This is a genomic window from Nocardia sp. PE-7, assembly GCF_030486425.1.
Classification (GTDB): domain Bacteria; phylum Actinomycetota; class Actinomycetes; order Mycobacteriales; family Mycobacteriaceae; genus Nocardia; species Nocardia salmonicida_A.
The window spans coordinates 4,708,757-4,721,473 of sequence record NZ_CP129614.1 but is presented as its reverse complement, the minus strand read 5'-3'; the positions used below and the strand labels follow the sequence as shown (position 1 = coordinate 4,721,473).

At 66.3% G+C, this 12,717-nt stretch carries 16 protein-coding genes; 9 read left to right on the top strand and 7 right to left on the bottom strand.

All coding sequences use genetic code 11. The annotated features are described in order from the left end of the window. Nucleotides 1–11 precede the first annotated feature (11 nt). On the bottom strand, nt 12–653 hold the full coding sequence (locus QX204_RS22255; RefSeq protein WP_301902006.1) for a LysE family translocator: 642 nt from the start codon (nt 651–653) through the stop codon (nt 12–14). A gap of 132 nt (nt 654–785) precedes the next feature. Between QX204_RS22255 and QX204_RS22250 the strand changes: the two genes are divergently transcribed. Further along, the gene (locus QX204_RS22250) at nt 786–1,418 is read left to right on the top strand and encodes an HD domain-containing protein (protein ID WP_301902005.1); all 633 of its coding nucleotides are present in this window, start codon (nt 786–788) and stop codon (nt 1,416–1,418) included. A gap of 9 nt (nt 1,419–1,427) precedes the next feature. On the opposite strand, the gene QX204_RS22245 is transcribed toward QX204_RS22250, so the two are convergent. Beyond that, nucleotides 1,428–2,117, bottom strand: a complete 690-nt coding sequence (locus QX204_RS22245) for a type 1 glutamine amidotransferase domain-containing protein (RefSeq protein ID WP_301902004.1) — start codon at nt 2,115–2,117, stop codon at nt 1,428–1,430. A 50-nt stretch (nt 2,118–2,167) separates the two neighbouring features. Between QX204_RS22245 and QX204_RS22240 the strand changes: the two genes are divergently transcribed. The 3 genes from QX204_RS22240 (at nt 2,168) to QX204_RS22230 (ending at nt 3,864) form a co-directional block, all read left to right on the top strand. After that, complete coding sequence (locus QX204_RS22240) at nt 2,168–3,115, top strand: LysR family transcriptional regulator (protein WP_301902002.1); 948 nt, start codon at nt 2,168–2,170, stop codon at nt 3,113–3,115. A 75-nt stretch (nt 3,116–3,190) separates the two neighbouring features. Continuing rightward, nucleotides 3,191–3,472 carry an ArsR/SmtB family transcription factor gene (locus QX204_RS22235; protein WP_056811563.1) on the top strand — a complete coding sequence of 94 codons (282 nt, stop codon included), beginning with the start codon at nt 3,191–3,193 and terminating at the stop codon, nt 3,470–3,472. After that, complete coding sequence (locus tag QX204_RS22230) at nt 3,472–3,864, top strand: VOC family protein (RefSeq protein ID WP_301908072.1); 393 nt, start codon at nt 3,472–3,474, stop codon at nt 3,862–3,864. The genes QX204_RS22235 and QX204_RS22230 overlap by 1 nt, the downstream gene beginning before the upstream one ends. Here QX204_RS22230 and yaaA read toward each other — a convergent pair. The 5 genes from yaaA to ehuB are packed head-to-tail and all read right to left on the bottom strand — an operon-like array spanning nt 3,854 to nt 7,673. Further along, a complete protein-coding gene (yaaA, locus tag QX204_RS22225) occupies nt 3,854–4,600 on the bottom strand; it encodes a peroxide stress protein YaaA (protein WP_301901999.1) in 747 nt (248 codons plus the stop codon). The genes QX204_RS22230 and yaaA overlap by 11 nt on opposite strands. A gap of 57 nt (nt 4,601–4,657) precedes the next feature. Continuing rightward, nucleotides 4,658–5,413, bottom strand: coding sequence for an ectoine/hydroxyectoine ABC transporter ATP-binding protein EhuA (gene ehuA / locus QX204_RS22220; RefSeq protein ID WP_301901998.1), 756 nt, complete (start codon nt 5,411–5,413; stop codon nt 4,658–4,660). 4 nt (nt 5,414–5,417) lie between these two features. Then, nucleotides 5,418–6,065, bottom strand: a complete 648-nt coding sequence (ehuD, locus tag QX204_RS22215) for an ectoine/hydroxyectoine ABC transporter permease subunit EhuD (protein ID WP_301901997.1) — start codon at nt 6,063–6,065, stop codon at nt 5,418–5,420. Then, nucleotides 6,062–6,778 (bottom strand): ectoine/hydroxyectoine ABC transporter permease subunit EhuC, encoded by a 717-nt coding sequence (ehuC, locus tag QX204_RS22210; protein ID WP_301901995.1) that lies wholly within the window; start codon nt 6,776–6,778, stop codon nt 6,062–6,064. The genes ehuD and ehuC overlap by 4 nt, the downstream gene beginning before the upstream one ends. Before the next feature lie 7 nt (nt 6,779–6,785). Then, nucleotides 6,786–7,673 carry an ectoine/hydroxyectoine ABC transporter substrate-binding protein EhuB gene (gene ehuB / locus QX204_RS22205; RefSeq protein WP_301901993.1) on the bottom strand — a complete coding sequence of 296 codons (888 nt, stop codon included), beginning with the start codon at nt 7,671–7,673 and terminating at the stop codon, nt 6,786–6,788. Between the two features lie 256 nt (nt 7,674–7,929). On the opposite strand from ehuB, the gene QX204_RS22200 reads away from it, so the two are divergent. The 5 genes from QX204_RS22200 to QX204_RS22180 all read left to right on the top strand — a co-directional run bounded on the left by QX204_RS22200 (nt 7,930) and on the right by QX204_RS22180 (nt 12,602). Continuing rightward, a complete protein-coding gene (locus QX204_RS22200; protein WP_301901991.1) occupies nt 7,930–9,678 on the top strand; it encodes a proline--tRNA ligase in 1,749 nt (582 codons plus the stop codon). Between the two features lie 210 nt (nt 9,679–9,888). Continuing rightward, nucleotides 9,889–10,458, top strand: a complete 570-nt coding sequence (locus QX204_RS22195) for a YbaB/EbfC family nucleoid-associated protein (RefSeq protein ID WP_301901990.1) — start codon at nt 9,889–9,891, stop codon at nt 10,456–10,458. Nucleotides 10,459–10,466: 8 nt separating this feature from the next. Further along, nucleotides 10,467–10,793: a type VII secretion target gene (locus tag QX204_RS22190; RefSeq protein WP_301901989.1), complete on the top strand. Its 327-nt coding sequence runs from the start codon at nt 10,467–10,469 to the stop codon at nt 10,791–10,793. A gap of 8 nt (nt 10,794–10,801) precedes the next feature. Further along, nucleotides 10,802–11,713 carry a WXG100-like domain-containing protein gene (locus tag QX204_RS22185; RefSeq protein ID WP_301901988.1) on the top strand — a complete coding sequence of 304 codons (912 nt, stop codon included), beginning with the start codon at nt 10,802–10,804 and terminating at the stop codon, nt 11,711–11,713. Nucleotides 11,714–11,873: 160 nt separating this feature from the next. Beyond that, on the top strand, nt 11,874–12,602 hold the full coding sequence (locus tag QX204_RS22180; RefSeq protein WP_301901987.1) for a hypothetical protein: 729 nt from the start codon (nt 11,874–11,876) through the stop codon (nt 12,600–12,602). The last annotated feature ends 115 nt before the right edge of the window (nt 12,603–12,717 follow it).

The window sequence follows — 12,717 nt, the reverse complement described above, 5'->3', positions numbered from 1 at the left end:
CCTGTTGTGGTTCAGTCTTTGCGGCCGGTGAGCGCCAGCGACGTGCCGAGCCCGATCATCACCAGGCCGCTGGTGCCGCCGACGGCGGCGAGACGACGCGGCGACCGCGCGAACCAGGACCGGGCCGACCCCGCCACGAGCGCCCAGAGCGAGTCGAAGATCAGGCCGAACACCGGGATGCAGAGCCCGAGGACCAGCATCTGCTGTGGCACGGCGTGCGTGGTATCGACGAACTGCGGCAGCAGCGCCGCCAGGAAGACGATGTTCTTCGGATTGGTGATCCCGACGATCAGCCCGTCCCGCAACGCCGTCGCGGGACGGTGCGAGTCGACGCTCTGCTCGGCGTGGAAGGCTGTTCGCAGCGCGTCCCGATGTCGAATCGCCTGCACGCCGAGATAGACCAGATAGGCGGCACCGACGAGTTTGATCGCCGTGAACACCACCGCCGACGCCGCCACCACCGCGCCCACTCCGAACGCGACAGCGACAACCTGCCCGTACACCCCGATCGCATTGCCGAGCACCGTCATCAGCGCCGATCGCCGTCCCACGGTGAGCGCGCGGCCGATCGTGAACAAGACGCTGGGACCGGGCACGATCACCAGCAGGAACGCCAGGCCCGCGAACGAGACGAGATGAGCCGAAGACACCATCGCCCCACGGTATCCGGCGCCTCGAACGCAGACAATGGTCGCGGCGCCGGGCTGGTCGCCCGCCTCGGAGCGCGGTAGCGCCGAAGGATCGGGGGGGTTGTGGGTGTCGGTGCCGACGACGAAACTTGTTGTATGAGTGCGCTGTCGCAAAACCTGCTGGACCGATGGATCGCCTTGGCCGGGGTCGAGGCCGAGCAAATCGGCGCCGGGGTGGTGGGACGCTACAGCGAACCGCATCGCCGCTACCACACCGGCACCCACTTGGCGGTGATGCTCGCGGCGATCGACGAATTCGCCGGCGCCGCAACCGATATCGATGCCGTGCGCTATGCGGCGTTCTTCCACGACGCGATCTACGCCGTCGCGCGGGCCGACAACGAGGAGCGCAGCGCCGACCTGGGTCGCGACATCCTCGAATCACTGGGCGCCGCACCGGAACTGGTCGAGGAGGTGGTGCGGCTCGTGGTGCTGACCCGCGGACACAAGCCGGCGCCCGGTGATGCCAACGGCGCGGTCCTCTGCGATGCCGACCTGGTCGTGCTCGGTGGCACCCCCGAGGAATACGCCGCCTACACCGCCGCGATCCGCGCCGAATACGCCCACGTCCCCGACGACCTGTTCCGTGCGGGCCGGGCCTCGGTCCTTCGCAATCTGGCCGATCAGCCCCGCCTGTTCCGCACAGACCTCGCCCACGACCGCTACGAGGCGACCGCGCGGGCCAATCTCACGGCCGAACTCGCCGAGCTCACCGCCGACATCGGCTGAGGTGATCCGTCAGAGGGCGGTGAGTATCTCGGCGGCCAGCGGGCCCGCGGAGGCGGGGTTCTGTCCGGTGTAGAGGTTGCGGTCCACCTCGATGTGCGGCGCCCACGGGTCGCCTTCGCGGTAGTCGGCACCGAGCGCGACCAAGCGATCCTGGAGCAGCCACTTCGCCTTGTCGGCGAAGCCCGCCTGGGTTTCCTCGGCATTGCTGAACCCGGTGAGGCGGTAGCCGGCGAAAGGGGAACTGCCCGACTCGGCGGTGGCCAGGAGCGCGGCGGGGGCGTGGCAGACGATGCCGAGCGGCTTGCCGGAGGCGAGCGCGTCGGTGAGGAGAGTGCCCGAGACGGGGTCGACGGCGAGGTCCTGCATCGGGCCGTGACCGCCGGGGTAGAAGACGGCGTCGTAGTCGGCGAGATCGACCTTGTCGAGGGCGATCGGACTCCGCAACGCGGTCGCGTCGTCGAGAATCTTCGCGACCGCGGCCGCGCCGTCGGCGCCGCCGTTGACGTCGGGGGCCATGCTGGCCTGGTCGACGGTCGCGATCACGCCGCCCGGGGTCGCCACGGTGACGGTGTGGCCTGCCTCGGTGAAGGCCGCATAGGGCGCGGTGAATTCCTCGGCCCAGTAGCCGGTGGGATGTTCGGTGCCGTCGGCCAGTGTCCAATGATCGGTGCCGGTGAGAACGAACAGGATATGTGCCATGGGATCAACGCTAGGGTCGATGGCATCTCCTGACCAATAGGATTGTCTATATGAGACATAGGACAGCCGATGGGTCGATGGATCTGGTGCAGCTGCGGACCTTCCTGGCCGTCTTCCGCACCGGTTCGCTCACCGCGGGCGCGGCCCAGGTCGGACTGTCCCAGCCGACCGTGACCACCCAGATCCAGGCGCTAGAGCGACACCTCGGCAGGCCGCTGTTCGAACGACTGCCCCGTGGGGTGACGTCGACCGCCGCCGGTCACGAGCTCGCGGCGCGGGTGAGTGGCCCGCTGGAGGCGCTGGAGGCGGTCGTGAGCGGTGCGGTGACCGATCGTGCGGCGCCGCCCGAACCGCCGGTGCTCCTCGGCGGACCGGCGGAGATGCTCGCCGCCAAGGTGGTGCCCGCGCTCGCGCCGCTGGTCGCCGACGGTGTACGGCTCACCGTCAGCACCGGGATCACCGACGATCTGCTCGCCCGATTACATTCGGGCGCACTGGATCTGGTCTTCGCCACCACCCGACCGCGTGGGCGTACCGTGCTGGCCGAACCTCTCGTCGACGAGGAATTCCTCCTCGTCGCAGCCCCTGAGATAGCCGACCGCATCGACACAGCCCGACTGCGCGCCGAAGGCCCGATCGCCCTGGCGGGCATCCCGCTCGTCAGCTACGCCGCCGATCTGCCGATCCTGCGCCGATACTGGCGTCACGTGTTCGAGACCCGGTTGGAAGCCGAACCGGCGCTGATCGTCGCTGACCTGCGCGCGGTACTCGCCGCGGTCACCGCCGGGGCGGGGATCAGCGTGCTTCCGCACTACCTGTGCGGCCGGGAGCGGGCCGACGGAACGCTGGTCACGCTGCTCGACCCCGCCGATCCGCCGATCAACACCGGTTTCCTGGCACGCCGGGTCGGCGCGCCCTCGCGACCGCACGTCGACCTGGTTCGCGCCCGGCTGGTGGAGGCGGCGCGAGGATGGCGGGCGGGATGCAGCGCCGAATAGGCAAGTCAGTACTTGCCCTTGACATGCAAGCGCACACTTGCCTATGGTTCGAGGGGAGCGAACGGAGCGTACGGAGTGACCGATATCTTCACCGCGCTGGCGGATTCGACACGACGCGCCCTCCTCGACGAACTGGCCGATCGCGACGGGCAAACCCTGTTCGAACTGTGCGCACGCCTCGTGAGCAAGCACGACATCAGCTCGTCGCGCCAGGCGATCACCCAGCACCTCGGCGTGCTCGAGGACGTCGGTCTCGTCCATACCCGTCGGCAAGGCCGATACAAGTTCCATCACGCCGATTTCACGCCGCTGCGAGCGGTTTCGGTGCGATGGCCCATCCCTCAGGAGGACACATGATTCGCATCGGAGTGACGAGCGTCTTCGTCGACGACCAGGCCAAGGCCGAGGCCTTCTACACCGACGTGCTCGGCTTCCAGGTCAAAGACAAGGTGTCCCTCGGCGAATTCGACTGGCTCACCCTCGTCTCGCCCGCCGACGTCGACGGCATCCAGCTGCTGCTCGAGCCCGACCAGCACCCGGCGGCCAAGGCCTACAAAACGGCGCTGAGCGCCGAGGGCATCCCCGTGATCGTCTTCACCGTCGACGATCTCGACGCCGAATACCGCCGCCTGCTCGACCGCGGCGTCTTCTTCACCCAGGCCCCCGCCCCCATGGGCCCGGTGAGCACCGCGGTCTTCGACGACACCTGCGGCAATCTCATCCAGCTCATGGCCACCACTACTGAGTAATGATGAGAAGTTCGGTGGGAGAGGCGATTTCGGCGCGCAGTCCGGCGGTGGTGGCCACCCGGGCGACGGCGCGGATGTCGCTGGGATCGGCACGGGTGAGCACAAGGGCGCGGGCGAGCAAGCCCTTGTGATGTTTGTTGAAGTGGCTGACGACGGTGCGCGAGCCGTCGGGGTGCTCGGTGAGGACATTGGCGGTGATCGCGTCGGGGACTCGGCCGAGCTGCTGGTAGGTGCCCGAGCGTAGGTCGATGACGAGTTCGCCCGCGGCCTCGGCGTAGAGGGCGTCGGGCAGAACATCGCGCCACACCGCCGAAAGCGTCGGCAGCCCTGGAAGTTTGGTGCCGCCCGAGAGGCGGTAGGCGGGGATGGGGTCGGCTGCGCGGACAGCGCCGAACAGGGCCGAGCCGATGCCGAGGCGGGTGTAGGCCTTGGCACGCTGCACCTTGGTGAACGACTTCGCGTCCAGTGCGTCGTAGAGGACCCCGGTATAGCGCTCCAGGGCGGGGCGGGTCGCCGACGTGCGCAGGCTCGCGTTGCGGGCGATCTCCGCATCCGCGCCTTTGCCGAGGCCGAGCACCCCGGCGGAGGCGGCAGGGTCGGCCGCCAGCTGCACCACCTCGGTGATCAGTTTGTCGCGCACCGCGCTGAGCTGAGGCATCGCCAGGACGTCGAGGTCCAGCGGCGCGCCCGATCCGCCGTCGGACTTGGTTTCGGAGGGAGGCAGCAGTACCAGCACGATCGCCAACGTTAATCGCCGTGGAAACCGCCACCGCGCCCCGCCCCGCCGGTGAATTCAGCGCACGGCTTCGAGGAACTTGCGGGTCCGCTCATTGGTCGGTGCCTCGAAGATCTGCTCGGGTGGACCCTGTTCGACGATGCGACCGGAGTCGAACATCAGCACCCGGTCCGATACCTCGCGGGCGAAGCGCATCTCGTGGGTGACGATCAGCATGGTGATATCGGTGGTTTCGGCGATCGTGCGCAGCACGTCGAGGACGTCGCCGACCAGCTCCGGGTCCAGGGCCGAGGTCACCTCGTCGAGCAGCATCACCTTCGGATCCATCGCGCAACAACGCGCGATCGCGACCCGCTGCTGCTGCCCGCCCGACAGCTGCGAGGGATGCGCGTCGGCCTTGTCCGACAGACCGACGACGTCGAGCAGATGCCGCGCTCGTTCGCGCGCCTCGTCTTTCGACTTGCCGAGCACATGGATCGGCGCCTCGGTGATGTTCTCCAGCACTGTCATGTTCGGGAACAGATTGAACTGCTGGAATACCATGCCGATCTTGGTTCGCACCGCGCGCAGGTGTTTTTCCTTGGCGGGCACCAACTTTCCACCGCGGTTGGTATGGGTGAGTGGTTCACCGTCGACCCAGATCACGCCGTCGCTGATCGTCTCCAGGGTCATCAGCAGCCGCAGGATGGTGGTCTTGCCCGACCCCGACGGCCCGATCAGGGTGACCTTCTCCCCGCGGCGGACACTGAAATCGAGCTGGTCGAGCACGGTGAGCTCGCCGAAGCGTTTGACCACCTGATCGAATCGGATCATCTCGTCAGTAGTAGGCAAGGCGCTTCTCCAGTCTTCTGATCAGCACGGATGTCGGGTAACTGGCGACGAGGAAGAACACCCCGGCCATCGTGATCGACTCCAGGTACGCGAAGTTGCGTGCTCCGAATTGCTGTGCGGCGGTCACCAATTCGACGACCGAGATGGCGAACAGGAACGGTGTGTCCTTGAACATCGACACGGCATTGGTGCCCAGCGCGGGCAGGCTCGCCCGGATCGCCTGCGGCAGCACCACCGCACCCCAGGTGCGGGTAGGCGGCAGCGACAGCGCGCGCGCCGCCTCCCACTGTCCCTTCGGTACCGCCTCGATCCCGGCCCGATACACCTCGGCCAGGTAGCTCGAATAGTGGATGCCGAGCACGACGATGCCGATCTGCAACGCCGAGAACTGTGTGAACAGCGTGTAGGCGAACAGCAACTGCACCACCAGCGGGGTGAGCCGGACGAACTCGCTCACCGCGTGCACCGGCGCGGCGATCGGGCGCGGCATCGTGCGCCGGATCATCGCGATCGCCAGTCCGAGCACCGCGGCCAGTGCGAAGCCGAGCACCGTCGCCAGCAGCGTGATCTGGAAGCCGTCCCACAGCACCGGCAGCGCCTCGCGGGCGCGCTCCCAACTCCATTCCGCTCTCATGGCGCCACCTTCGTGTCATCGGGCGCCAGACTCAGCACTTCCTTGAGCGTGGCCCCGCGACCCAGCTTGGTCTTGGCGCGGGTCTCGAGCAGGTTCATGCCCAGGGTGAGTACGTAGCCGAGGACGAAGTAGATGAGAAGGCCGACACCGAAGGAGAACAGGGTGTCGCTGGTGGTCTTACGCAGGTCGCCGATCTCGTAGGTCAGGTCGTGCAGCGTGATGTAGGACGCCACGGCGGTGCCTTTGAGCAGGTGGACCAGCAGATTGGTCAACGAGGGCAGCATCAGCGCCCACGCCTGCGGGAACAGCACTCTGCGCATCCGCTGCCACGGACTGAAATTCAGCGCCACGGCCGCCTCGAACTGCGCGCGCGGCACCGCGTTGAGCGCGCCACGCACCACCTCGGCACCGTAGGCGCCGTAGTTCAGGCCGAGCGCCAGGATGCCGCAGAAGAGCGGGTCGAGTTTGTAGCCGAGCAGCGGCAGCACATAGAACAGCCAGAAGATCTGCACCAGCAGTGAAGTGCCGCGAAAGAATTCGATCATGACCCGGGCGCTGCCGCGCGCCGCGAGATTGCGCACGCGGGCGGTGGTGCCGAGGGCGAGGGCGAGGACGAACGCGAGGAGCGCGCCGCCGATGGTCAGCTCCAGCGTGACGACGATGCCCTGCCACAGCGCGGGAAGGGCATCGCGTACCGCGTCGAAATTGCTCATGAGTGGATCAGATTTCGCCCTTGCACAGCTTGGCCGTCGTGTACTTCGGATCGGGGAGCTCGCGCTCGGTGAACCCGAATTTTCCGACGATCGACAGGTACTTGTCCTTGTCGCCGGTGATCTTGGCCAGCTCGGCGTTATAGGCGGCGAGCAGGTCGGGATCGGTGGTGCGGAACACGGTCCCGCCGGCGCCGACCTGCGGCTTGCCGTCGATGACGGCCACGAACGACGGCGTCACGTCGACCGCGGCGTTCGGTGTGTGGCTCTCGAGCCAGTTCAGCGAGATGGCGGTGAGCGCGAACACGTCGGCGCGCCCGGAGGTGACCGCGTCCATACCGTCCTGCGGGGTGGCGACCTGGGTGGCGTCGATGCCGAGCGAGCCGGCGTAATCGGATTCGATGGCGCCGGTCATCGCGGTCATCTTCGCGCCGCTGGCCTTGACCGACTGCATATCGGTCAAATTCATCGGATTGCCGGGTTTCACCATCAGTGCCGTGGTGTACATGAATTCCGGTTCGCTGAAAGAAGCCTGTTCACAGCGTTTCGGCAAGATCGACATTCCGGCGCTGACCGCATCGAAACGATTGGCTTGCAGGCCGGGGATCAGGGCGCCGAACTCCGTCTGCACTCCGTCGACGGTCTTGATGCCGAGGTTGGCGAAGATCTCTTTGTGCAGTGCCACGGTGGCGCCGGTGAGCTGGCCGCCGTCTTCGAACGAATAGGGCGCCTCACCGGCGAAACCCACGGTGATCGTGCCCTTGTCCTTCAGTGACTGCAGGAGCTGGCCGCTCTCGGTGGTCTCGGTCTTGGTGCACCCGGCGAGGGCCGCGGCCACCAACGCGGCACCGGTGAACACCGCTGTACAGCGCTTCGACATGGATTTCGTCTCAGCCATTGTGACCTCCCAAGGGCGGCGTCGCCGCCGCCAATTTTCTGTTGTAAGTACGTAATTGACTTATCGAGAAAATGTAGTCACCAAATAATTGCCAGATGCGGTTACGTTATCAGGTTGTTATCTGATGATTGAAATAGTTTTGTAATGGGTAACCTGGTATCCGCTTTTATCTGCGAGTCGGTTTTCGGGGTGCCGGGAGCGCTCAGGTGGTAATCGGCTGTCGCCCCGCCCGGACCAGGGACTACCCTGTGCATCCGTGATCACCCGCCTCTCCCGCCTGTTCCTGCGCACCCTGCGAGACGATCCCGCCGACGCCGAGGTGCCCAGCCACAAACTGCTCGTTCGCGCCGGCTACGTCCGCCGGGTCGCCCCCGGCATGTACTCGTGGCTGCCGCTCGGTCTGCGCACGCTGCGCAAGATCGAGGACGTCGTGCGCCAGGAGATGGACGCCACCGGCGCCCAGGAGATCTCGCTACCGACGCTGCTGCCGCGCGAGCCCTACGAGACCACCAACCGGTGGACCGAGTACGGCCCCGGTCTGTTCCGGCTCAAGGACCGCAAGGGCGGCGACTACCTGCTCGGACCCACCCACGAGGAGCTGTTCGCGCTCACCGTGAAGGGTGAGTACAACTCCTACAAGGATCTGCCGGTCACCCTGTACCAGATCCAGACCAAGTACCGCGACGAGGAACGTCCCCGCGCGGGCATCCTGCGCGGCCGCGAGTTCGTGATGAAGGATTCCTACTCCTTCGACCTCGACGACGACGGTCTGACCAACAGCTACGCCACCCATCGCAAGGCCTACCAGGCGATCTTCGAACGGCTCGGCGTCGAGTACGTGATCGTGGCCGCCACCTCCGGCGCCATGGGCGGCAGCGCGTCCGAGGAATTCCTAGCCGCCAGCCCCGTCGGCGAGGACACCTACGTGCGCTGCGTCGAGTCCGGCTACGCGGCGAACGTGGAAGCCGTGGTCACGCCCGCGCCCGCGCCGCTGCCCATCGAGGGTCGAGCCGCCGCGGTCGAATACGACACCCCGAACACCCCCACCATCGCGACGCTCGTCGACTGGGCCAACGAGGCGAAGGTCCTCGACCGCACGGTGACCGCCGCCGACACGTTGAAGAACGTGATGGTGAAGCTGCGCCACCCCGACGGTAAGACCGAGATCCTCGGCATCGGCGTCCCCGGTGACCGCGAGGTCGACGACAAGCGTCTCGGCGCCGCCGTCGAGCCCGCCGAGGTGGAACTGCTCACCGAGGCCGACTTCGCCGCCAACCCGTTCCTCGTGAAGGGCTACATCGGCCCGAAGAGCTTGGCCGCCAACGGTGTTCGCTACCTCGTCGACCCCCGTGTCGCCGAGGGCACCGCGTGGATCACCGGCGCCGACGTCAAGGGCAAGCACGTTGTCGGCCTGGTCGCGGGCCGCGACTTCACCCCCGACGGCACCATCGAGGCCGCCGAGGTCCGCGACGGCGATCCCTCGCCTGACGGCGCGGGCACGCTGGTGTCGGCGCGCGGCATCGAGATCGGCCACATCTTCCAGCTCGGCCGCAAGTACACCGATGCCTTCGATGTCGACGTGCTCGGCGAGAACGGCAAGCCGGTGCGCCTCACCATGGGCTCCTACGGCATCGGCATCTCCCGCATGGTCGCGGTGATCGCCGAACAGCAGCACGACGAGAAGGGCCTGCGCTGGCCCGCCGAGGTCGCCCCGTTCGACGTGCACGTGGTGATCGCCAACAAGGACGCCGCCGCCCGCGACGGCGCCGAACACGTCGTCGCCGGCCTGGACGCCGAGGGCCTCGAGGTCCTCTTCGACGACCGCACCGCCTCGCCCGGCGTGAAGTTCAAGGACGCCGAACTACTCGGCATGCCCTGGATCCTGGTCATCGGCCGCGGCTGGGCCGAGGGCAAGGTGGAACTGCGCAACCGCTTCACCGGCGAAGCCGAGGAGATCCCGGCCGAAGACGCCGTGAGCGCGGTAACCGCCAAGGTCCGCGGCTGAGTTTCCGCACCCGAATCGCGCTGCCCCACTGGAAGTGGGGCAGCGCGATTTCTTTTTCCCGGCGTCGGGATCGGCGGAAACTCGCTGGAACCGAACGGGTCGACGGCGCGTCTAATCCAGTGGAAGCCGCCGAGCAGGCCCAGCGATTTGCGTCGTGTGTGTTTCGTTGACAGAGTCTGGTCCGATTGTTGTCGTTAGGGGAGGTAACCGATGGTCGGCTTCGATCCAAGCCGTGCCGCAGAGGAATTGGCGCAGTTCGCAGCCGATTTGGAGCAGAAAGCGCAGCGATATGGAGAGCTGCAGGGGCAGATGGCGATGACGTCCGCGTCGGCGTCGAGCGTGGGCGGGCGCGTGAGCGTCACGGTGGACAGCACCGGGGTGCCGACGGCGATCGGCTTGGGACCCGGTACGCGGAGCATGGACCCTGATGCACTGTCGGCGGAGATCCTGGCGTGTATGCGCAAGGCTCAGGTGAACTTACGGTCCGAGGTTGCCGATCTCGTGAGTCGGGTTGTGGGCGAGGACCCCGCGGGCGCGTCGATCCTCGACATTCTCGCCGAGCGATTCCCGAACGTGGAGGCCGAGAGTGTGGTCGAGCATGTTCCGCCCCAGCCCACGTATGCGCCTCCATCAGCCGGTTCCGCGCCTGCGTCGCAGTCGACACGGGAACCGACTGTCCCGGGGACGTTCAGCCGGAAGCCGGATCGGGATCAGGTCGTCATGCCTGACGAACCGGATGAGGATGACGAGTACTTCCGCAAGAAGTCATGGCTGGAATGAGGACGTAGATGTGGAACAGCGATGACGTCGTCGTCAAACCGGAGAGCGTTCGTGCGCACGCCGGCGCGGTCGAATCGACGCTCGGGAACCTCAGTGCGGCCAAGCAGGCCGCCGACTATCTGGCGAAGTTGGACGACGGCTATGGCCTTCTCGTCGGGTGGTATGCGGACCTGACGGTGAGCTCGCTGCACGATCGGATCACCGACAGCCTGCAGAAGATCGTCGAAACAACCGAGACGCTGCCGAAAACGCTGCGGTACTGCGCGGACACCTTCGAAAATCTCGATGCCGATCGCCAGGCCGCGATCGAGCGTCAACAAAGCCAGATCAAGTAGGGGGACCCATGCCGTTCGATGACGCCGCTCCGCCGGCGGGCAATGAACTCGTCGACAAGAAAGTCGACGACGACGAAGCCTATGGGTTCGATCAGAAGGCTCTGCTCCCCAGGATCACCAGCGATGGTGCCGAATCAGGCCTGATCAAAGGCACACCGGTGGGTGATGCCTGGGAAGCCGGCGGGCTCGTCAAGGAAGCATTGAACGGGGAAGATCCGGTCAAGAACCTGTACAGTGCAGCACTCAAAGCCTCCGCGGTTGCTGTCGCCGCCGCGGACGTATTGGAGTACCAGAAACGCATGGCCACAGGGGTTCCCCTGGCGAAGTTCGATCCGTTCAATATCGTGGGCGCTCTGTTGATGGGCTGGATGCTGGAGAACGTCGAACCGCTGCGCAAGGGGCTCGACTGGGTCACCGGTAACCCGGATATGGTCAAGGCGTACTCCAAGTCGTGGGAGAACATCTCCACTGCACTGACAGAAGCCGCCGCGACATGGAATACCGAGCTCCAGAAAGACGTCAGCGAATGGGGTGGCGCCGCCAGCTCTGCCTACAAAACCAAGGCCGACGCGTTCATGGCAGACATCGAGGCGCAGTCCTCTCTGGCCTCCTCGCTCAGCAAGGTAAACGCCGCGCTCGGTGACCTGGTCGAGGGGGTTCGCGGTGTGGTGATCGAACTCCTGAACTGGTTGGCCGGCGTCCTCGTCGAGGCCGCGGCGATCATCATATGCACCGGAGGGACAGCATCTTTGGGGGCAGTCGCACGCGCCAGCCTCAGCATTTCGGGCGCGGGCTCGAAGTTGTCGCAGATCCTGCTGGCGCTCGCGAAGGAAGCGTCGACGATCATCGGGATGGTGCCGAAACTCATCCAAGCGGTGGAGGGCGCAACAGAGGCTGGAATCAGATCCGCGACCGCGTAAGTGCGTTCGATCGCGGGAGGGGGGCGTTGTGGGTAGGTACCGGAGTACATCGGAGTTGCCGCTGCCGGCGGAGTGGGAGCGAAAGGCGTTCGGCGCGTACCGCTATACGGTGTTGCCGTTCGCGTGTGCGTTGGTTTTGTGGCCGGTGGTGCTAGGACTGATGTCGACGATGGTGACCGAGCCGGGATCGGTGGGACCCGGACTCTTCGGGCTCGTGCTGCTCGGTCCCCTGACTGCTGCTTTCAGCGGCTGGGGATGGTCGGAGATGCCGCGAGCCGCTCCGGTGGCCGCTGACATTCGTGCCACCGGCGACGGGCCCGCGCTCGTGCTGCCGGTGCCGCGGCCGTCCTCGACCGGAAGCGTGGTGGCTATAGCTTTCGGAGTCGCTGTGCTCGGGGCCGGACTGTGGCAGTTCATCGCATCGTTGAACGAGGACTGGTCCACGGGGGCCGCGCTGTTCTTCCTCATGTCCCTGCCTGGATCGGTCGCCCTGCTCCTCGGCTTCGGCACATACCATCCTCGCAAAACCCTCGGCAACGTCGGCATCGAACTCACCCCGCAGCACATCTCGATCGATTACGGCAAAGGCCCGACCAGAGTTGCCTGGCAGGATGTTTCGGCGGTCGGAGCCCGCAGCCGCAGGGAAGCCTTCAGATTCGGCAGCGGAACCAACCTGACCAGCCTTGTCACCGGCGACTCCGACGCAGGCTACCGAACCATCGATATCGTCCACACCGACCTCGAGACCGACCCGACTCGGGTCTATCACCTGTTCGTCTTCTACGTGCGCAACCCTGGGATGCGAGCAGAGCTCGGGACCGAACTCGGGCTGGATCGCTTCCGCCGCGCCGGATATGTCGGGCAACACCCGACCCGGATCACGTTGTGATCACCGAAACGCCGCAAGTCGCGTGCTGCGGAGGCGAGCGGCTGGTCGCCACAGCTCCCGGCCCGCCGCGGACCGGTTCTTACGCGCTGGCGCATCGTCTGGGAGAGAGTCGCTC

Bases quoted from the DNA above. Each gene is read 5' to 3' on its own strand.
- QX204_RS22190 (WP_301901989.1), top strand. From the start codon at position 10,467: ATGTGGAACAGCGATGACGTCGTCGTCAAACCGGAGAGCGTTCGTGCG.
- ehuD (WP_301901997.1), bottom strand. From the start codon at position 6,065: ATGAGAGCGGAATGGAGTTGGGAGCGCGCCCGCGAGGCGCTGCCGGTG.
- ehuA (WP_301901998.1), bottom strand. From the start codon at position 5,413: ATGATCCGATTCGATCAGGTGGTCAAACGCTTCGGCGAGCTCACCGTG.
- QX204_RS22250 (WP_301902005.1), top strand. From the start codon at position 786: ATGAGTGCGCTGTCGCAAAACCTGCTGGACCGATGGATCGCCTTGGCC.
- ehuB (WP_301901993.1), bottom strand. From the start codon at position 7,673: ATGGCTGAGACGAAATCCATGTCGAAGCGCTGTACAGCGGTGTTCACC.
- ehuC (WP_301901995.1), bottom strand. From the start codon at position 6,778: ATGAGCAATTTCGACGCGGTACGCGATGCCCTTCCCGCGCTGTGGCAG.
- QX204_RS22245 (WP_301902004.1), bottom strand. From the start codon at position 2,117: ATGGCACATATCCTGTTCGTTCTCACCGGCACCGATCATTGGACACTG.
- QX204_RS22195 (WP_301901990.1), top strand. From the start codon at position 9,889: ATGGTCGGCTTCGATCCAAGCCGTGCCGCAGAGGAATTGGCGCAGTTC.
- QX204_RS22185 (WP_301901988.1), top strand. From the start codon at position 10,802: ATGCCGTTCGATGACGCCGCTCCGCCGGCGGGCAATGAACTCGTCGAC.
- QX204_RS22240 (WP_301902002.1), top strand. From the start codon at position 2,168: ATGAGACATAGGACAGCCGATGGGTCGATGGATCTGGTGCAGCTGCGG.
- QX204_RS22255 (WP_301902006.1), bottom strand. From the start codon at position 653: ATGGTGTCTTCGGCTCATCTCGTCTCGTTCGCGGGCCTGGCGTTCCTG.
- QX204_RS22180 (WP_301901987.1), top strand. From the start codon at position 11,874: ATGTCGACGATGGTGACCGAGCCGGGATCGGTGGGACCCGGACTCTTC.